17 protein-coding genes are annotated in these 21,021 nt (G+C 37.5%); 10 read left to right on the forward strand and 7 right to left on the reverse strand.

Annotated elements, in window-relative coordinates; genetic code table 11:
• Positions 1-483: 483 nt before the first annotated feature.
• Entirely contained in the window at positions 484-1,794 is a 1,311-nt protein-coding gene (locus tag J7R12_RS06930; protein ID WP_126603555.1) for an MFS family transporter, read from the reverse strand.
• Between the two features lie 606 nt (positions 1,795-2,400).
• A complete protein-coding gene (locus J7R12_RS06935) occupies positions 2,401-3,708 on the reverse strand; it encodes an MFS family transporter (RefSeq protein WP_126603554.1) in 1,308 nt (435 codons plus the stop codon).
• Between the two features lie 216 nt (positions 3,709-3,924).
• On the opposite strand from J7R12_RS06935, the gene J7R12_RS06940 reads away from it, so the two are divergent.
• From J7R12_RS06940 to J7R12_RS06970, 7 genes are all read left to right on the forward strand, one after another.
• A complete protein-coding gene (locus J7R12_RS06940) occupies positions 3,925-4,719 on the forward strand; it encodes a thymidylate synthase (protein WP_126603553.1) in 795 nt (264 codons plus the stop codon).
• Entirely contained in the window at positions 4,716-5,225 is a 510-nt protein-coding gene (locus tag J7R12_RS06945; protein WP_126603552.1) for a dihydrofolate reductase, read from the forward strand. Before J7R12_RS06940 ends, J7R12_RS06945 begins: the two co-directional genes overlap by 4 nt.
• A 96-nt stretch (positions 5,226-5,321) precedes the next feature.
• On the forward strand, positions 5,322-6,467 hold the full coding sequence (gene hflK, locus J7R12_RS06950; protein ID WP_126603551.1) for an FtsH protease activity modulator HflK: 1,146 nt from the start codon (positions 5,322-5,324) through the stop codon (positions 6,465-6,467).
• 2 nt (positions 6,468-6,469) lie between these two features.
• Positions 6,470-7,405, forward strand: a complete 936-nt coding sequence (gene hflC / locus J7R12_RS06955) for a protease modulator HflC (protein WP_126603550.1) — start codon at positions 6,470-6,472, stop codon at positions 7,403-7,405.
• Positions 7,406-7,577: 172 nt separating this feature from the next.
• The gene (locus J7R12_RS06960; protein ID WP_126603549.1) at positions 7,578-9,095 is read left to right on the forward strand and encodes a Do family serine endopeptidase; all 1,518 of its coding nucleotides are present in this window, start codon (positions 7,578-7,580) and stop codon (positions 9,093-9,095) included.
• A 292-nt stretch (positions 9,096-9,387) separates the two neighbouring features.
• A complete protein-coding gene (gene miaA, locus J7R12_RS06965; protein ID WP_126603548.1) occupies positions 9,388-10,260 on the forward strand; it encodes a tRNA (adenosine(37)-N6)-dimethylallyltransferase MiaA in 873 nt (290 codons plus the stop codon).
• 271 nt (positions 10,261-10,531) lie between these two features.
• Complete coding sequence (locus J7R12_RS06970; protein ID WP_126603547.1) at positions 10,532-12,331, forward strand: acetolactate synthase 3 large subunit; 1,800 nt, start codon at positions 10,532-10,534, stop codon at positions 12,329-12,331.
• A gap of 644 nt (positions 12,332-12,975) precedes the next feature.
• On the opposite strand, the gene J7R12_RS09035 is transcribed toward J7R12_RS06970, so the two are convergent.
• The 5 genes from J7R12_RS09035 to J7R12_RS06985 all read right to left on the reverse strand — a co-directional run bounded on the left by J7R12_RS09035 (position 12,976) and on the right by J7R12_RS06985 (position 16,368).
• A complete protein-coding gene (locus tag J7R12_RS09035; RefSeq protein WP_234924847.1) occupies positions 12,976-13,341 on the reverse strand; it encodes a Fe(II)-2OG oxygenase family protein in 366 nt (121 codons plus the stop codon).
• Entirely contained in the window at positions 13,323-13,802 is a 480-nt protein-coding gene (locus J7R12_RS09040; protein ID WP_234924848.1) for a hypothetical protein, read from the reverse strand. Before J7R12_RS09040 ends, J7R12_RS09035 begins: the two co-directional genes overlap by 19 nt.
• 200 nt (positions 13,803-14,002) lie before the next feature.
• Positions 14,003-15,052 (reverse strand): MFS transporter, encoded by a 1,050-nt coding sequence (locus J7R12_RS06980; protein ID WP_234924849.1) that lies wholly within the window; start codon positions 15,050-15,052, stop codon positions 14,003-14,005.
• 2 nt (positions 15,053-15,054) lie between these two features.
• Positions 15,055-15,213 carry a hypothetical protein gene (locus J7R12_RS09045; protein ID WP_234924850.1) on the reverse strand — a complete coding sequence of 53 codons (159 nt, stop codon included), beginning with the start codon at positions 15,211-15,213 and terminating at the stop codon, positions 15,055-15,057.
• 228 nt (positions 15,214-15,441) lie between these two features.
• A complete protein-coding gene (locus J7R12_RS06985) occupies positions 15,442-16,368 on the reverse strand; it encodes a D-2-hydroxyacid dehydrogenase family protein (RefSeq protein ID WP_126603546.1) in 927 nt (308 codons plus the stop codon).
• A 1,037-nt stretch (positions 16,369-17,405) separates the two neighbouring features.
• Here J7R12_RS06985 and J7R12_RS06990 point away from each other — a divergent pair.
• The 3 genes from J7R12_RS06990 (at position 17,406) to ilvC (ending at position 21,006) form a co-directional block, all read left to right on the forward strand.
• Complete coding sequence (locus tag J7R12_RS06990) at positions 17,406-18,527, forward strand: ATP-dependent DNA helicase (RefSeq protein ID WP_126603545.1); 1,122 nt, start codon at positions 17,406-17,408, stop codon at positions 18,525-18,527.
• A gap of 81 nt (positions 18,528-18,608) precedes the next feature.
• On the forward strand, positions 18,609-19,343 hold the full coding sequence (locus tag J7R12_RS06995) for a pyridoxine 5'-phosphate synthase (RefSeq protein WP_126603544.1): 735 nt from the start codon (positions 18,609-18,611) through the stop codon (positions 19,341-19,343).
• A gap of 643 nt (positions 19,344-19,986) precedes the next feature.
• Positions 19,987-21,006: a ketol-acid reductoisomerase gene (gene ilvC / locus J7R12_RS07000; protein WP_126603543.1), complete on the forward strand. Its 1,020-nt coding sequence runs from the start codon at positions 19,987-19,989 to the stop codon at positions 21,004-21,006.
• The last annotated feature ends 15 nt before the right edge of the window (positions 21,007-21,021 follow it).

Below are 21,021 nucleotides of genomic sequence, written 5' to 3' on the forward strand. Positions count from 1 at the left end.
ATATAATAGTCTTGCTTATAAGTTTTAAGTAAATTTTTATTATAGTAATATACCTTTAATGTCAGGAATAATTTTTAAAAATAAATTATATTAATAGATTTATACATTTTTGGTAATTTAAATAGTTTGTAAAAGGCTGTTTTATTCTTTTATTAAATAATTTTATTCATAGCATTAACTTTGTTTCTGAGTTGCAAGAGGGTTTCTGAGTTGCAAGAGGTATAGTTATGAGGACGTGATATAAAAAGGGTCGAAATGAAAAAATCTTATGGTATTTTGGTTTCTCAATTGAAATAAAAAATGATAAAAACATTACAAATCAATATGTTATTGAAGTAATATTGTCGGTCATAGAAAATATTCGATGGCTGTCCATTATTGAGAGTAAGATAATGAAATGGGTTTCATAAATAAAAATTAAGTTTTTGTGTAAATAATTAAAAAAAGCCTACTTTCTTAGGCTTTTTTATCCGAAAAATAAGTTTAATGAAATTTATCGTCTTTATCGAGATATCCTCCTTTATCTATATCGGGCATAAGGAGAATAGAGATGAGTGCAATGATCATCATACCAACTATGTAAGAAAAGAAAACAGATTCGTATCCCATATTTTTTAATCCAAGCGCTACATATTCAGCAGAACCGCCAAATAGTGCATTCCCAATGGCAAAAGCAAATCCAACACCAATTGCGCGGATTGAGGCTGGGAACAATTCTGCTTTTATGATACCAGCAATGGACGTATAAAAACTCATAACACAGAGTATTCCAATGATGATTAAAAGTGCTGCCCATGCATTATGGGCATTCCCAATCATTTTAAGTACAGGAATGGTGCAGATAATGGATAAGGTACTCCAACTAATGAGTGAAGCTCTTGCTCCAATTTTATCAGCTATAGAACCAAAAAGGGGTTGGAGTAGTACAAAAATAAAGAGGGCGGCAGTCATTATCGTTGTTGCGGTTTGTTTATCAAAACCAGTGGTTGTGATCAGATATTTTTGCATATAAGTGGTGTATGTATAAAATGTGAGTGATCCACCAGCTGTAAAGCCAACAACCAAAAAGAAAGCTTTTTTATGATTGCGAAAAAGTTCTCTAAGACTACCAGCATGTTGTTCAGAGCGGCTTTTGTGGGTTGTTGTTTCATGAAGTAGACTACGCAGATAAATTGCAACAATTGCTCCAAAGCCACCAATGACAAAAGGAATACGCCATCCCCACGCTTTTAACTGATCTTCAGTAAGGTAAAGGGATAAAATAAATATTATAAAACTTGCGAGAAGTTGACCTGTGATCGTTGTTGCATATTGAAAAGAAGCAAAGAGCCCACGACGATTTTTGGGTGCAACTTCGCTCATATAAGTTGCTGCTGTACCATATTCACCGCCAACGGAAAGTCCTTGAAACATGCGAACTAAGAGGAGGAGAAATGCTGCTGTTATTCCCAAGGTTTTATAAGTGGGAAGTATGGCAATGAGAAAAGAGCCCCCACACATCATAAAAACAGAAATAAGCATTGAGCGTTTACGTCCATAACGATCCGCAATGAATCCAAAGAGCCATGCTCCAATTGGACGCATAAGAAAGCCAATAAAAAAGATTCCTGCAGTTTTTAAAAGTTGTGTAACAATATCTTCATCTTCAGGAAAAAATTGTGATGCAAAATAAACCGATGCAAAGGAGTAAGCATAAAAGTCGTACCATTCTACCAGATTTCCTGATGCACTGGATATGATAGCAAAAATACGTTTCCTTGTATCATGTGGATCTAAAGTTGTTTGATTATTCATGAAGTATTCCCCTTTTAGATTTATAACTTTTCTTCTCTTTAAAGTTGTTTACAGTTTAAGCCATAAAAATTCAATTATATTGCGATGTTTCTAAAAAAAGGGGGGGGGTGGAAGCCGCTTATTTCCATGATGTTTGCAATTTTTATTTTTGTCATAGAACAAAAACGGTGCTCATATTTATAGGAAGGTATGTTTTGATTTTTATTGCATCTTTAACGGTGGTATTGATCATTCAGATCAGAAAGGGTTGTTGAGAAAGGATTAATTGGTGATAATAGATGCGGTTTAATTTCTATTATTAGACAAATAAGGAAACGATGTTTTGCTTATTTTTGATAAAGAAAAGAGGACTTTAATTAAAACAGATCTGATGTTTTAAAGCTAAGTATACTGGATTTATTGGTATCATGAAAAATATACGGTCATGACATAGGATAATTTATTCATCATGGTTCATATCAAAGAAGAGGATATCGCTCCTTTATGATACGAGAGATGTTTATGATATGAAAGGCGTGTCTATAATAGGTTGTAAATATTGATTTTACAATATTATCATAATCAAGAAGCCCGAAAAATCGGGATTCTTGATTTAGTTTAGAAAATTTAATGGATACTATCACCTTGAAGATAGCCCTTTTTCCGGGCATCGGGCATTAAGAGAACAGAAATGAATGCAATAATCATCATGCCGGTTATATAAAAATAGAAGACAGATTCATATCCAAGATCTTTTAATCCAAGCGCAATATATTCAGCAGAACCGCCAAACAGTGCGTTGGCAATAGCATAAGAGAGCCCAACTCCTATTGCTCGTACTGAAGCGGGAAACATTTCTGATTTTACAATGCCAGAGATGGATGTGTAAAAGCTCATAATGCAGAGCATTCCAATAATAACTGATAAAGCAATCCATGTATTATCAGTACGACCAATCACATTAAGTCCAGGAATGGTAAAGATAATAGATAAGACACTCCAAATAAGGAGTGAAGTTCTTGTTCCAATTTTATCAGCCATAAAACCAAATGCAGGTTGAAGTAACATGAAAACAAAGAGTGCAGCAGTCATCACAGTTGTGGCTGTATGTTTATCAAAGCCGGTGGTTGTGATCAGATATTTTTGCATGTAAGTTGTATAGGTGTAGAAGGTGAGCGATCCTCCAGCGGTAAATCCGATAACTAGAAAAAAAGCTTTTCGGTGGTTGCTCAGAAGTCCCCTAATACTACCAGCTTGTGTACTAGAACGACTTTCTTTGGTTGTTGTCTCATGGAGTGTGCGGCGTAGATAAATCGCAACAATTGCTCCTAGTCCACCAATGGCAAATGGAATACGCCAGCCCCATGCTTTTAGCTGATCTTCAGTGAGATAAAGCGCTAAAATGAATATAACGAGACTAGCTAGAAGTTGACCACCAATCAGTGTGGTGTATTGGAAAGAGCTAAAAAATCCTCGGCGATTTTTGAGGGCGATTTCGCTCATATAAGTTGCTGTTGTACCATATTCACCACCGACAGAAAGCCCCTGAAGCATTCTGAGTAAAAGTAAAAGAATTCCTGCTGCTACTCCAATGGTTTCATAGGTAGGAAGTAGGGCGATTAAGAACGAACCACCACACATCATAAAAACAGAGATAAGCATTGAGCGTTTGCGTCCGTAACGATCGGCAATGAAGCCAAAAAGCCATCCGCCGATTGGGCGCATAAGAAAACCAATAGCAAAGACACCAGCAGCCATTAAAAGTTGTGTAACGACATTACCTTCTGAGGGAAAAAACTGTGATGCAAAGTAAATGGACGTAAAGGAATAAACGTAAAAGTCATACCATTCTACTAGATTACCTGACGCACTGGACACGATAGCCCAGATACGTTTTCTTGTATCATGTAGTGCCAGAGTTGCTTCATTCTCCATAAGTTTATCCCTTTTTATTTCCGTTCACGTATTATTTCCCCCTGTATTCATTCCTCTTGGGATTGTCTTATAGTATTTTATCTTTTGCGTCAAAAATTTAATCAGAACATAATAATTTCTTGTGCAAAATGTTTTAGGAGAGAGATTTAAATTGTATTTTTATGCGTTTTACAGTTTTAATTTTCTCTAATCAGTAGAATCGGCCATAATATTTGCATGAAAACTTATCTTGATCTTTTATCTCATGTTTTAAATCAGGGCATTGATCGTGCAGATCGAACCGGTGTTGGGACACGATCAGTTTTTGGTTATCAGATGCGGTTTGATTTACAGGATGGATTTCCATTACTGACAACGAAGAAATTGCATTTGCGTTCAATCATTTATGAGCTTTTGTGGTTTCTTAGAGGTGATACAAATATTGCGTGGTTGAAGGAGAACGGTGTATCAATTTGGGATGAATGGGCTGATAAAGAAGGAAATCTTGGTCCTATTTATGGTTATCAATGGCGTTCTTGGCCTGCTCCTGATGGACGACATATTGATCAAATCAGTAATCTTTTGACTATGATTAAGGAAACACCAGATTCTCGTCGCTTAATTGTCTCTGCGTGGAACCCTGCATTGATAGAGGAAATGGCTCTTCCTCCTTGTCATTGTCTTTTTCAATTTTATGTTGCTGATGGTAAATTATCCTGCCAACTTTATCAGCGTTCAGCCGATATTTTCTTAGGTGTTCCATTCAATATTGCTTCTTATGCGCTGTTAACAATGATGATCGCACAAGTATGCGGTCTTAAAGTAGGTGATTTTATTCATACTCTTGGGGATGCTCACCTTTATTCTAATCATTTTGAACAGGCTCGATGTCAATTGTCTCGTATACCAAATGCTTTACCATCTATGCATATGAATCCAGCGGTAACGGATCTTTTTTCTTTTAAATTTGAGGATTTTGAATTGCTTAATTATGAAGCACACTCACATATCAAGGCATCGGTAGCAATATGACTGTTCCAATTTGTTTAATTGCAGCTGTTGCAGAAAATGGTGTTATCGGTCGTGAAGGTGCGATGCCTTGGCGCTTGTCAACGGATTTGCAACGCTTTAAGGCTTTGACTTTTGGTAAACCCATTATTATGGGGCGGAAAACTTGGGATTCTCTTGGGAAGCCTTTGCCAGGACGCTTGAATATTGTCATTACGCGCAATCATGACTTTAACGCTAAAGGGGCTATTATTACCCACTCTTTATCTCAGGCTTGTTCTGTTGCAAAAAGGGAAGTTTCTCAAAATGGTGCAGATGCGATTTTTATTATTGGTGGTGGTGAAATTTTTCAACAAGGTTTCAGTATTGCTGATAAAATCTTCCTCACAGAAGTCTTAGCTTCCATTAACGGTGATAGTTTTTTTCCTGTTTTTGACAAAGAAAAGTGGACTATTGTGCAAACACAATATATTCCAGAAGGAGATAAAGACAGTCATCCAACACGTTTTGTGGTTTATGAACGAAAATAATCATTTGTATGGAAGTAGAATCAGATAAGAACCATCTTATGAGATTTAAGTGAATGGTTGGTATTTGATGAATGGTATTCAGTAAAAGAGGTAAAAATGCCCTGGACAAATCAAAATGGTGGCGGCCCTTGGAGTGGCGATCACAATAAACCTAGTGGTGACAAAAAAACACCAACGAAGAACTTTTTTGGTTCTGGTAGTAATAATGGTGGTGATAATGGTCCCCATCTTGATGATATTTTGCGTAAAGGGCAGGAGCAACTTAAACAATTTGGTGGGGGTGGACTTTGGGGACTTTTGTTTTTGCTCGCCGTATTTTTTTGGCTTTATCAGTCTCTTTACATTGTTCAACAAAATGAACAAGCAGTGGAGTTACGTTTTGGGGTGCCTAAGGGAGAAGCTATCGGTGATGGCTTGCATTTTCACTTTTGGCCAATTGAGACTTATATGAAAGTGCCTTTAACGGAAAAAACAATAGCGATTGGTGGCCAGTCCGGACAAACACAACAAAGTGACGGCTTGATGCTTTCGAGTGATCAGAATATTGTGAACGTTAATTTTTCTGTTTACTATCGGATTTCGCATCCTAGTCAGTTTTTGTTTAATGTAAATGATCAAGAAGGGACAGTGCGTCAGGTTGCGGAGAGTGCAATGCGTGAAGTCATTGGTTCGAGGCCCGTTGATGATGTTTTACGTGATAAGAAAGAAGAAGTTGCTGATGATGTCAGAAAAATTATCCAGTTGACTGTGGATAAATATCAACTGGGTGTTGAGATAAATCGTGTATCGATTAGTGAGGCTGCTCCTCCTACAAAAGTTGCGGCGGCGTTTAATTCCGTTCAACAGGCAGAGCAGGAACGTGGGCGAATGGTTGAAGAAGGAAATCGTGTGCGTTTTACTAAGATTGGTTTAGCGAATGGTGAAGCTTCACGTACACGGGAAATCGCAAAAGGTGAAAAGGCACAAATGGTTGAAGAAGCAAGAGGACGTGCTGAGCGTTTTCAGGCTATAGCGCATGAGGCTAAAATTTCACCAGAGGCTACACGGTATCGTCTTTATATGGAGACGATGGGGCGTATTCTTTCTTCACCAAACAAGTTGGTTCTTGATCAAATCAATTCTCCGGTGGTGCCTTATTTACCTCTGAATGAATTGCTACGCAGCAATTCTTCAGAAAGTGCGAAAAAAACATCAGCACGTTCTGTATCGCTATTGAATTCTCGCATTTCTGGAGGACGCTAATTATGCAGCAATCTCGTTTTTTGTTTATATTGAGTCCTATAGTGCTTCTTTTGATGGCTTTATGGATGTCTCTTTTTATTGTCTATCCGCGTCAACAAGTAGCAATTAAGCGTTTTGGACAAATTGTTAAGGTAGAATCTGATCCTGGGATCTATTTGAAAGTGCCCTTTGTGGATAAGATGATTGTGGTTGATAATCGATTATTACGTTACGATGTTCCTACACAATCTGTACAGGTGAGGGGTGGTGCTTATTATGAAGTGGATGCGTTTTTTATTTATCGTATCATGGATCCTAAGTTGTTTTTACAGCGTATTGCTTCGGGGCGTCCACAAGTTGCTGCGCGTGAAAATCTTGCACCGCGTTTTATTGATGCTTTGCGAGCTGTTTATGGTAAGCGGGAATTTAGAGCAGCTTTATCAGATGAACGGGGGGCAATGATGGCTGAGGTGCAGCGGCAGTTTTCTGTAGATGCAGGTTCGTTGGGTATTAAAATTGTTGATGTGCGTATTCGCAAAACTGATTTAACAGATGCTGTTTCAGAAGATGTTTATCGGCAAATGGCAGCTGAACGTGAGGCTGTAGCGGAAAATATTCGTGCTCGTGGTCAGCAGGAGAAAGATCGTATTGTGGCGGAAGCTAATCGTGAATATGAAGAAATTGTAGCAGCTGCAAAACGTGATGCGGAAATTACCCGGGGTGAAGGTCAGGCTGAAAGTATTCGCCTTTTATTGAATGCGAGGAAGGTTAATCCGTCTTTCTACGATTTTTGGTTAGCGATGGAACAGTATAAGAATTTGGAGCCTGTACCGATGGTGATTTCACCAAACGAAGATTTCTTTTTCTATTTTCGCAATCCGCAGCTGGAAAAGAGAAAATTTCCATCAACAATGAATACTGGGTCCAGTAAAGCTGATACAAAACTTGGAGAAGAGTAGAGATAAAAATGGACTGTGGACACAATTTTTTGCATGGGAAGTGTGTTCTGTAGTTGCTTTCTTTTGTGATGAAGATGGTAGAGTGTTAAGCCATACTCATTTTGCATAGATAAATTTAGTTTGCATAGATAAATTTAGTCAGTTTTTTGCAGTATTTTGTTAAAGGCATGTCATGGTTAGAAATGTCGTAGGTGGGATTACATCTTTGAAGTTCTTTGTCACAAAAGTTGTTGTCTGTGTGATTTTGTTTTTATCAGGATCAATCAGTTTGTCTTGGGGAGACGAGACAGAAAATACACTACCTTCTGTTCCTGATTTGGCTGCTGAACTTTTAGAGACAGTTGTAAATATTTCCACAGCACAGACCGTTGATGGTACAGAACAAGACGAAAATACTTCTGTGCCCATTATACCGAAAGATTCATTGCTGCAAGAATATTTTGATGATTTTTTTACACCTAAAGATGGTCAAAAAGGGAGTCCGTTTCAAAAGGTGCGTTCTTTGGGATCTGGTTTTGTGATTGATGCGGAAAGGGGGCTTATCGTTACAAATTACCACGTTATTGTTGATGCCGATGATATTGAAGTGAATTTTACGGATGGTACAAAACTAAAAGCAAAGTTGCTTGGAAAGGATAGCAAGACGGATTTAGCGCTGCTTCAAGTTAATGCAGGAAGCAAAAAATTAAAAGCTGTACGTTTTGGTGATTCAGAAAAGGCGCGCATTGGTGATTGGGTTATGGCGATCGGCAATCCCTATGGTTTTGGTGGAAGTGTAACGGTTGGTATTATTTCTGCACGTAATCGTGATCTTAATGCGGGTCCTTATGATAATTTTATTCAGACAGATGCGGCGATTAATCGAGGCAATTCTGGGGGGCCATTATTTGATAGAAATGGTGAGGTGATTGGAATTAATACAGCAATTATTTCGCCTTCCGGTGGATCTATTGGTATTGGTTTTGCTATACCATCAGATATGGCACTTTCTGTTATCAATCAGTTGCGTGATTTTGGAGAAATAAGGCGTGGCTGGTTGGCTATTCGTATTCAGCCAATAACGGAAGATATTGCAAAAAGTTTGAAATTAGAAAGCGCTGTAGGAGCGTTGGTTGCAGGTAAAATAGAAGATTCCAATGTAGATAATAGCCAGCTTCAAACAGGGGATATCATTCTTTATTTTGGGAATGCAAAAATTAAACATGCGCGCGATTTGCCGCGTTTGGTGGCGGAAAGCCCAGAAGGAAAAGTGATGGATGTTACTGTTTTGCGGAACGGACAGAAAAAAACAGTAAAGGTTAAACTTGGCCGTTTGATTGAAACAGATGCGAATGAAAATACAGCGGAAGAATCTGGTGATGAAAAGGGCAATGCTATATCGAAAAGTGTGACAATGCACTTTATGGGAATGACATTATCTGAGCTTACAGCAGATTTGCGTCATCGCTATTCAATTACGGATAAACTTCGGGGGGTGGTGGTGACATCTGTTGCACAAAATAGCACGGCGGATAAAAAGCGTATTCGCATTGGTGAAGTCATCGTTGATATCAATCAAAGTTCTATCACAACGATTGATGAGGTCAAAAAACGTCTTCATAAATTACGTGAGGCAGGGCGTAAAAATGCTCTGTTCATCGTTGCACGTCCAGATGGAGAGTTGCGGGTCGTAACAATTCCAATGGATTAATGCTTGGGGGCTAATGTTTGGGAGATTGATGTTTTAAAGGCTGTGTTTTGTTATTGAATAATGATAACAGGAAGAAATCCCGTGAGGCTTTTTTTGTATTGTTCTTGGGTTCATTTTTTTCAAGGAAGTAGAACATCATAGTATTTTCATTGTGTTCGTTATAATAAAGTTCTGCTTGTATTTTTGTTTAAAGAGTTCACTGTATGACAATGAAGATGAAATACAAGTTTTGCGTGGCTGGTTATGCGTGTTGCAAGAGATTGTTGTTTGATGGAAGTAGAGATTTCCATTTATGAAACAGAGAACGATTACATTGATAGCGGGACCAACTGCAAGTGGAAAATCAGCGCTTGCCTTACAGATGGCACAAGAAAAAAATGCTTTCATCATTAATACGGATTCAATGCAAGTTTATGATGTTTTAAATATTTTAACGGCACGTCCGACAGAGGCTGATACTACAATTGTTCCACATTATCTCTATGGTTATGTAAGCCCTACGGTGAATTATTCAGTAGGGCATTGGTTGCGCGATGTTGAGAAGTTATTGACGGTATTTTCGTCTCAATCACTTATTTTTGTTGGTGGAACAGGGCTTTATTTTCGTACTCTTTTAGAAGGAATTTCAAAAATTCCTCATGTTCCAGATGTTGTACGCCAGAAATGGCGACTTCGGCTTGATCAGGAAGGCTCTGAAAGCCTTTATCGCCAGTTGTTGCAGGTTGATGCTGTTCTTGCTGAGAAAATTTCTTCACAAGATGGACAGCGTATTGTACGGGCTTTAGAAGTTTATGATGCAACTGATAAAAAACTCAGTTGGTGGCAGGAGCAAAAAACAGCACCTCTCATTACTTCAAATTGTTTAGAAAAAATTCTTCTTCTTCCACCACGTCAATTGCTTTATGAGCGTATTCATAAAAGGTTAGATTCTATGATTGAAAGAGGAGCTTTAGAAGAAGTACTTGCAGTGAGAAAACTTATGCTTTCCCCTTCGTTATCCGTGATGAAGGCTATTGGTGTCTCTGAATTTATAGCTTATTTGGATGGATATAGAAGCTTTGAGAATGCTCTTGAAGCGGTGAAAACACAAACGAGGCGGTATGCAAAAAGGCAAATGACATGGTTTCGTAATCAATTTGATAAAGAATGGATGCTTATTTCTTGATAAAAGAGCAGAGAATCTTGAAGAGCAATGTAAGAAAGAATTGTAAATTGATTTTGGGGGGGGGGCGTATAATTTTTTATTGACGAATGGTGTTAATGGAATTAGAAATCTTTTTATAAGAATTTTTTTCTTATTATATTTGTGCATTGAAAGAAGGAGGGGGATCATACAATAGGTGTTTTTGTGTGTCATGGGCTCCCCCTCGGAGCCTTTTTTTATGCGCTCCTCTAGGAGCTTTTTTATTGTGCCATCAAGTAGGCGAGTGGGAAAAATGACAAATCATCCAAGAATGCAAGAGAGTGCGGACGGAAAAAGAATGTCGGGCGCTGAAATGGTGGTTCAAGCTCTTATTGATCAAGGGGTTGAACATCTCTTTGGTTATCCTGGTGGGGCTGTTCTTCCTATTTTTGATGTTATTTATCAACAAGATGTCGTTCGACATATTTTGGTGCGTCATGAACAAGCTGCGGGGCATGCTGCTGAAGGTTATGCACGCAGTACTGGAAAGGTAGGCGTTATGCTTGTGACTTCTGGTCCAGGTGCAACGAATGCTGTGACACCTTTGCAAGATGCATTAATGGATTCTATACCTCTTGTTTGTTTTTCTGGTCAGGTAGCGACAACGATCATTGGAACAAATGGCTTTCAAGAAGCTGATACGGTTGGTATTACAAAGCCCTGTACGAAGCGTAATTGGCTGGTTAAAAACGTCAATGATCTTGCGGCTATTATTCATGAAGCTTTTTCTCTTGCTCAATCAGGTCGCCCTGGACCGGTTTTGATTGATATTCCTAAGGATGTTCAATTTGCTTCAGGAATTTATAGAGCACCTCAAGCGCCGACATTTATGCGTTCTTATTCAAAGCTGAAAGGGAATGCGCAGGCTATTGAAGAGGCTGTTTCTCTCTTAGTAGAAGCAAAGCGTCCTGTTATTTATTCTGGTGGTGGTGTTATTTCATCGGGACCAAAAGCTGTACAGCTTTTGCGTGAGTTGGTTCAATTAGGAGATTTTCCAATTACTTCAACACTTATGGGGCTTGGTGCTTATCCTGCTTCTGGAAAAAATTGGCTTGGAATGCTTGGAATGCATGGAACCTATGAAGCTAATATGGCCATGCATGATTGTGATGTTATGCTCGCTGTTGGTGCACGCTTTGATGATCGTATCACTGGGCGGCTTGATGCTTTTGCACCTCATGCGCGCATTATCCATATTGATATTGACCCTTCTTCTATCAATAAGATCGTAAAAGTGAAAGTTCCACTTATTGGTGATGTCGCGCATATTTTAGGAGATATCAATCGACGTTTACATATGCAGCAACCAATCTTTAAAAGTGAAAGTCGTGAGGCGTGGTGGGCGCAAATTAATTGCTGGAAAGCACGTAATTCTTTAGCATATGCCGAGAGAAAAGATGCCATTATGCCACAATATGCTCTTGAACGGCTTTATGTGCTTACCAAAGATGCGTGTGCTTATATCACAACGGATGTTGGACAGCATCAAATGTGGGCTGCGCAGTATTATCGTTTTGATGAGCCAAAACATTGGATGACATCTGGTGGTCTTGGAACGATGGGGTATGGTCTTCCTGCTGCTATTGGTGTTCAAATTGCACATCCTGATGCACTTGTTTTATGTATTTCTGGTGATGCTTCAATTCAGATGAATATACAAGAACTTGCAACAGCAATACAGCATAATACGCCAGTGAAAGTTTTTATTTTAAATAATCAGTATATGGGTATGGTCCGACAGTGGCAGCAGTTGTTGCATGGCAATCGGCTTTCTCACTCTTATACGGAAGCGATGCCTGATTTCGTGAAATTAGCAGAATCTTATGGTGCCGTCGGTATTCGTTGTTCAAAACCGGATGAACTTGATGATAAAATTCAACAAATGATTGATTGTGACAAACCAGTTCTCTTTGATTGTCGTGTTCATAATTTAGAAAATTGTTTTCCCATGATTCCATCGGGATGTGCCCATAATGAGATGTTATTACCCGATGAGGCAAGCGAGGAAGCTGTTGCAAATGCTGTTTCTTCCGAGGGAAAGATTCTTGTATAAAATGAATATATTAACAAAATAGTGAAGGATGGTGCTGATGAAGTTTTTGGAGACTTCATCTCTGTCTCTTCTTTGTAGAGAATTCCTATTATCCTTAGAGCGCATTTTATGATTTTCATTCTTTGTTTAAAGATATGGGGTGTATTATTATTTGTTCATCTAAAAAATGTTATAAGTCGTGTGCCCAATTATGTTTGAATTTATTTGTACGCGATGTTCGTTTTTTAAATTCATATTTTAGATAATACATTGAATTATCTGTTATAAATTAATTATGTTGTTTCATATATGAAAGATTCCATCGGGTAAGAAAAAAAGCTACCGTGCTTGAAGGGGGCAACCATGCAAACCGTCATGCCTATGAAAACAATAGAAAAGTTTGTCACTATGTTTTGGTTTCGCATTATGAAATTGCTCCAAATCGCTCTTCCAAGGGCTTGATAGGAGAATCCCCCTAGCGGTTTGAAAGGAAAGGGCAAAAATAACAAAGCTCAAATGCAGCTATAGAAAATTAATTGACCACTATAGCTTAAATCAGGTAGTAATCTCACCTGATTATGCGGGAGAAATCTATATATATGAGATGTGTAGTCAATATATATAAACCAGAATAGTACTCTCAACATCATATCATTATCAGGACATTAGCATTGAAAATCAAATACTCTTTCTTTTATTTGTTCTACATATCTATGATTCCATAAATCTGCAGACACAAACACTCTTTGAATCCACCGCATTGGATTTTCATAACTATTAAATGATCCAGAAAATTTATCTCTAGAGTGTAGAGCCATTTTGTTATCGATGTATAATAATCTTCCTGGTTGTACATCAATTCCAAAAGATACAGCCTTAATAGCTTCATAAAAATGATCTAAAGCTTTCTTGGCTTTTTTTGACTGTGGTTCTAACATGCCTGGATAAAAAACAGCGCTGATATCTGGGAATTCACCGTCCCCTTGAACTAGGGGCACTTTACTTGTAGAGGTTACCCCGTTTTTCTCCATCTATAGGGAACATTAATTATATATAAATTATCCTTTAAGCTACTCAAATCTTCCTCACTTAAAAGTTTTAAAGCTAGACGTGCATCAGATATTCTCGTTAACGGGCCATCAACATCATTGCAAACACCAGTTAAAAGTATCCCTTTAGGAGATAAATTTAAACCCCTTATAAATTTTAGTGCAGAATTTTCTATATGAAAATCTAACTCAACTTCAGATCCTAACCCTGTATAATCTTTTTTATTATCCTCTAAAGGAACCAGGTTATTTACTATATGTTCGCCTTCAAACTTAATTGAATAAGGTTCTTCGATTAATAAAGAAAACATCATAATTAAATTTTCGCTAATATAGCCACTTTTACAAGACGCATCTAAATTATAAGGATTAGGTGACGTATTAATTTTTCTATCAATTGGAAGGTTTTCAAAGATTAAATATGGTCTAGGGGTAATAGACATCTTTTGATTCATAAGAATTGTCAATATTCTATGTGGTAGCAGTGAAAATGCTATTTTTTTAGCTTAATCGAATATTCAATACCACCGTATGGATCATAAATAACATGGTCTAAAGCCTCCCGAACTTTGTCTCTTTCGCCATTGCTCAATTTAAAAGTATTTTCATTTATCATTATAATTTTCTCCCCAATTATATTTTCCTACTTTTTTATTAAGAAAAGTGAAAAAACAATCATTAAAATTAAAATCAGCCATGTTAATAAATAAGTGTCTGTAAAATCTTGGATTAATCCAAATAATGGTGGAGCAGTAATAATTGCGATTTGATTTACAGACATTGCTAAACCCAGAGAAAATCCAATGTTTTCTTTCGGCGAAGAGTCTACAATATAAGCAACCCAAGGGCCATACCATCCTAATCCAAAAAAAACTAACCAAGCAGATAAAATAGTTAAATAAATTATGGATCCACTCATGCCCAAAATTAATGTTAAAAATCCAAAAACTACTGCAATCATGCAAACCAAGACAGGAAAAAATCGTCCTTTTCTACAATGATCACTCCACGCTGCTAAAATAATTCTTCCTAAGGCACCAGAAGCCTGTAAAACAAAAAACAAATAAGCACTTTCATCTAGAGACAGGTGATAGATTCTATGAAAATAAATCGTTATAAAAATGGTTAAAACATATTGAACTATCACAAGTGAAACGCCTGAAAAAATAATATTCTTCATATGCGGCGCAGCCAACATCGCAAGACGAGATCTTACATTTGCGTAGAACGAAATTCTTGCCTTGCTTTTGGGAACGATAGCTACAACTTTTGCTGGTGAGTGATAAAAAATAATAAATATACATCCCCCTAAAAAGGAAACTATGGCACTAACCAAAAACGCACCTTGTATGCCATAGACAAACGCACTAGCAGGAAGAACTATTCCAGCCAATGCCCCACCTAATGGTAGCCCCGCCTGCCTTATTCCCATTGCAAATCCGCGCTGCGATTGTGGAAACCATGAAGAAACAGATTTAGCGCCACCGGGTTGAGCAGAACTGTAAAATCCTCCTACAATTAGCAAACAAACCAAAAGGGAAATATAGTTATCTGCGATTGCTCCCAACAAAAGAGCGACAGAAACGCCGACCGCGCCAACTCCAACAATATAGCGCTCGTTAAACTTGTCTAGTAATTCGCCAGCTACAAGTAACCCAATAATAGGTAGGAACTGCGCTGCTGAAGACAGCAAACCTATCTGAGAGTTACTAAGCGAGAAATCCTTCTTAAAAATTCAGCTAAAGGACCAATTCCTTGAACAAAGAAGCAGGCTGATGCTTGAGCGATAGTGGCAACAAGCAATACAATCCATTTATAATAATTTTTTTCTATAAATTTATTATTGCTCACCATGCCCCCTCCAATGAAAGTATATTCCAATGGAGTAGCCTTTTTTAAATAATGATTACAACAATAAATGAGGCATTTTATGCTGATTACATAAAAATCTGTCGATACGCTTGATATTAATATGAACGCTAAAGAATATGCTTAATTTAAGGAAATAAGCTATTATGTGTCGTGCAAATTTGATACGCTAGCGGTATAAGATAAATTTTACAAACATTGGCTCAGTCGTCATTAAGCGCTCTTCATAAAAGACGCTATATTTTGGCAAGCTTTTTCAATATAATTCTCAAAGCTTTCTCCAGTCACATAGCCCAGATGCGGTGTGCAAAGAACTCTATCTGATTGCAATAATTTGCTCTCATATACTGGCTCGTTGTCATAAACATCCAGTGCAAAGTAAATTGAATTTTCCAAATTTAGTATTTTTTCTATCGCCCCTTTTTCAACCAAAGCTGAACGCGCTGTGTTGACAAAAATAGCATGAGGTTTCATGCGCAATAGATCATCTAATTGAATGATTTCTCTGGTTTTATCACTTAAACGTAAATGTACGGATATAATGTCAGGACGTGTAAAAAATTCATCTTTTGAATGCGTAAAATGATAACCTAAATTTTTTGCTTCTTGCGTTGAACGCTCACTCCCATAAACCAAAATGGACATGCCAAAAGCTTGAGCATATTGAGCAACTATTTTACCAATACGTCCAAACCCGAATATTCCAAGAGTAGCCCCTTTCATTTGGTTGCCAAATGTTGTTTGCCATCGCCCTTTTTTCATATCAGACACAGATTTACAGAGTTTTCTACGCGCAGACATCATTAAGAGCCACGCAAATTCAGCTGCAGAAGTTGGATCTCCACCACCGTCTAATATTTCAATCCCTAAGTCTCTGCAAGCTTCTATATCAATATGTGAACCTATAGGGCCTGTTTGACAGATCAATTTTAAATTTGGCAGTTTCAGGAGAAGATTTCTATCAACTATAGTCCGCTCTCTGATTAAGATAAGAATATCTATCTCTTTGAGCTTATCTTCTAAATCACATTCTTTAGCTAAATTATTTATAACCAGCACTTCATGCGATTTCATTAATTTTGTAATAGACTGTAATGTTAGGGTGGCTTTTTGATAGTCATCTGGAATTAATATTTTCAATTTAAATCTCCCGTTTCATTTATCAATATTTGAGCCCATTATTTCATTTCTAAAACAACCAAAAAGCAATTTCCCGTTGATATTTTGACATAACGCCAAGCCTATTAACAAATTATACCCCTTGATTTCATTATTATTTCTAGCAATAAGAATAGCATTAATCAGTTAGTTTTTATAAACTTTAAAACATTGTGACAAAAAGAAAAAGTTTGATTCAGTATATGGGGAGTTGCGCTTTTCTCATATTCTAGAGGACGAACCTGAAGTGCTACGCTGGATTGAAACCCATGTCCCAGTTTTCTTATAATAGACTACCAAGAAGACCATACTTACGAACCAGATTTTATTGTCGGAACAGAAAAAGCTACATATTTGTGCGAGATAAAGCGTGCCTCATATAAGCGTGATGTCTCTCTTTATTCGTTGATATATAACTTATTTGTAGCATGAAGAGTAAATTGATTAAAATCATGCTGAGAGGGAGATAGGAACTTTATAGGTGTATCATCGTAAGGTTAAGTAGTTTTGTTGAGAGCTATTTCTATTTCTGCCAAAAGGTTTTTGATATATTTAATTATTATTTCGTGGATGTAATTTATTTTTATATACAAGAAAGCTGATTGATTGTGTAAAATAGTATTCATAAAATTACATTATTTTTATCCTGTTAAGGACATTTTTTCTAGCGAGGGTTTTGCAATTGCAATGCTCTTTTTCTCATTCTAAATTTTGGTTAGAAAAAGCGTATATAGGTGTTATTTTGAATTTAAGATATGTATATTCCATTGTTGGTGTTACTGTTGTAAAAAATGATATTTTATTTGATAAGTATAAGGTGTTACCGAGAAGACCGGTGTATAGATAAAATTTAGATTGTTACAGTATCTTGAAAAAGTAATGGGTAAATAATTGGTAAATTTTGCTACGAAAGTTGTTAGATGGGCGTGTGTCAGCAATTCTTAATAAAAAAGTTTTTCTTGATAGTTGGTTTTTTTCAAAATACTGCTCTTTTTATACAAATCTTATGTTGGTAAGCTATGCAATTTTCACCGGAACAGGATAATGCATTGAAGGCTGTTGCTGCTTGGTTGAAAGAGGGGCGTTCTCCACTTTTTCGCCTCTTTGGCTATGCGGGAACAGGGAAAACAACGCTTGCGCGCTATTTTGCAGAGACAGTTGATGGGGCTGTTCAGTTTGCTGCTTTTACAGGGAAGGCGGCGCAGGTTTTACGTTCTAAAGGTGCCAGTAATGCTTGTACTATTCACTCACTGATTTATTGCCCGCGTGGAGAAGAAGAAGTTTCCGATGAAGTTACGGGAAAGAAGTCTATTGCGCCGACATTTGCCTTAAATCGAAGAAGTGCTGCTGCACAAGCTAAGCTTATTATTGTTGATGAATGTTCGATGGTAGACGAACAATTAGCGCGTGATTTAATGAGCTTTCGGACGCCAATTCTTGTTCTGGGTGATCCAGGTCAATTGCCTCCTATATCAGGTGGAGGATTTTTTTCTAATGCTGCACCAGATTTTCTTCTCTCTGAAATTCACCGACAAGCGCGTGATAATCCAATTGTTCGTTTAGCTATGGATGTGCGTGAAGGACGAGACATTGTTTATGGTGATTATGGAGCGGCGCGCGTTATTCCACGTAAAGAGGTGGATCAGAAATTGGTTTTAGATGCTGATCAGGTGCTGGTAGGGGTGAATCGAACTCGGCATCTTTATAATAGGCGGTTGCGTGCTTTGAAGGAGTTTACAGCAGATTATCCACAAGCGGGAGATAAACTGGTGTGTTTGCGCAATGATCCTCCTAAAGGTTTGTTAAATGGCTCTTTATGGAAAGTGATGACTTCACAGAAGGAAACTGTTAAACCAGCTATTAATCTTCTCGTTAAACCAGAAGAAAGCGAACGTGGGGTGACGAAGATTAAGCTTTTAAAAACAGTGTTTGAAAACCCTGATCAAGAAATTTCATGGCAATTGAAAAAAAGATACGATGATTTTGACTATGGGTATGCATTGACTGTCCATAAAGCACAAGGATCTCAATGGGATAATGTGGTTTTGTTTGATGAAAGTTTTGCATTTCGTGATATGTATGCACGCTGGCTTTATACAGGTATTACACGTGCAGCAGAGCGTTTAACAATTGTTCGATAGGAAAACCATTTTTATTTTCTATGATTATATTGGCAAATGTATTTTTTGTCTTTAAAATTACATACGAAAATGGGAGCGTGCATGGCAATAAAACTTTCGGTTAATCTTAATGCTGTTGCCGTTTTGCGCAATCGGCGTAATCTTCCTTGGCCAGATATAAAGCATGTTGGGCATATCGCACTTACAGCTGGTGCCGCGGGTTTGACAGTTCATCCGCGCCCAGATGAGCGACATATTCGTTTTTCTGATTTGCCAGATATACACTGTTTAATTAAAAACACATTTCCTACAGCTGAATTTAATATTGAAGGTTATCCAAGCAATACATTTTTAGATATAGCAGAGAATTACGCTGATCAGATTACTCTTGTTCCTGATGATCCAGCTCAGTCAACGTCTGATCATGGTTGGAATTTTGCTTGTCATGCAGAATTTTTAGCACCTATTATTCAGCGTCTAAAAGCAAAAAAAATTCGTGTATCGTTATTTGCGGACCCTGTTGTTGATGGTCTTGATATTGCTAAAGCGATTGGTGCTGATCGTGTAGAATTTTATACTGGGCCTTATGGGGGGGCGTTTCAGGATAAGATAAAACAAGGTCAAGAGCTCAATAAACTTGTTTTAGCAGCTAGAAGGGCTAGAGAATTGCAGTTAGGTGTTCATGCAGGCCATGATCTGACAGTTACAAACCTTCCCGCTCTTGTCAATCGTATTCCTTGGATTGATGAAGTTTCTATTGGTCATGGGCTTATTGCTGATGCGTTAGAGTATGGAATGCATGACACAGTTCAGCGTTTCATTCGGCTCTTGGTATAACACTTTTTTCTCCCTATAATTGGGAGGATGCACTTTTAGAAAGCTTTGTTCATTTATCTCTAAAAAAAAATTAGCTTTGTGGTGGAAGCGGAGTGATCAGGATAATTATGATGAGAATGCAGATCTTTATGGTTTTTAAGCAGAGATTATTCGGAAATTTTTAAAAAGAGGAATATTTTATAGGATTGTACTAGATTGAATTTTATGGAAATTTTGCTGTGTTCTTCAATTGTAAATTCATCCAATTAAAATATGAGATATCATCGGTGCTGTTGAAATTGAGTTTTCGCGTTCCAGTATAAAAATGATAATTTTCTTGCTATCGATTTTGATTTGCGTCATGTTAAAATCTGCATAGTATATAATGTTTCATTATACAGTAGCGAATAAAATATCGGTAGATGTATTTCTTTTCAAAAATATTATTTTTTTAGAGTATAAGTTGAACTTTATTTGGGATCCGGATATGTTTTTTGAAGGTTGGGGGAATGTCGTTTTCTGTATAAAAGATGTAAATTAACAAAAGATTATTCAATTGCTTTGTTATTCATAATATGTGAAGCACTTGAGATAATTTTTTACTTATTTGTTCAATGTAAATAAGCAGAAATTCAGTTTAAATAGAGAGAAAAGGAAGTTTTTTATGCGTGTTTATTATGATCGTGATGCAGATGTTAATCTTATTAAAGGGAAAAAAGTAGCCATTGTTGGTTATGGTTCACAAGGGCGTGCCCATGCTTTAAATCTAAAAGATTCTGGTGTTCAAAATGTGAAAATTGCTTTGCGTGCAGGGTCGGCAACAGTTAAGAAGGCTATGGCCGATGGTTTTGAGGTTATAAGTGTTGCGGAAGCAGCAAACTGGGCAGACCTTATTATGATGGCAACACCGGATGAATTGCAAGCTGATATTTATAAAGAGCATATTCATGATCATTTACGTGACGGAGCAGTGATTGCTTTCGCGCATGGTTTGAGTATTCATTTTGGCTTAATTGAACCTAAAAAAACAGTTGATGTTGTGATGATTGCTCCTAAAGGTCCAGGTCATACGGTACGCAACGAATATCAACGTGGTCGTGGTGTTCCTTGCTTAATTGCGATTGCACAAGATGCTTCAGGGCATGCCCATGATGTAGCATTGTCTTATGCGTGCGGTCTTGGTGGTGGACGTGCTGGGGTGATTGAAACAACGTTTAAAGAAGAGTGCGAAACTGATCTTTTTGGTGAACAAGCGGTTCTCTGTGGTGGCCTTGTTGAGCTTATTCGAGCAGGTTATGAAACACTAACGGATGCAGGTTATGCGCCGGAGATGGCTTATTTTGAGTGTTTACATGAGGTTAAATTGATCGTGGATCTCATGTATGAGGGGGGTATTGCAAATATGAATTATTCTATTTCCAATACAGCTGAATGGGGTGAATATATGTCTGGTCCACGTGTGATTACGGATGAAACGAGAGCCGAAATGAAACGTATTTTGAAGGATATTCAGACTGGTAAATTTACGTCGAATTGGATTCAGGAATATAAAGCTGGTGCAGCTCATTTTAAAGGGATGCGCCGTTTGAATGATAACCACCCTATCGAAGAAGTTGGAAAAAAACTTCGCTCTATGATGCCTTGGATAAAATCTAACGCTTTGGTTGATAAAGAGCGTAATTGAAGTTCAATATCAGAC

This window comes from Bartonella vinsonii subsp. vinsonii (assembly GCF_902825235.1).
Lineage (GTDB): Bacteria > Pseudomonadota > Alphaproteobacteria > Rhizobiales > Rhizobiaceae > Bartonella > Bartonella vinsonii.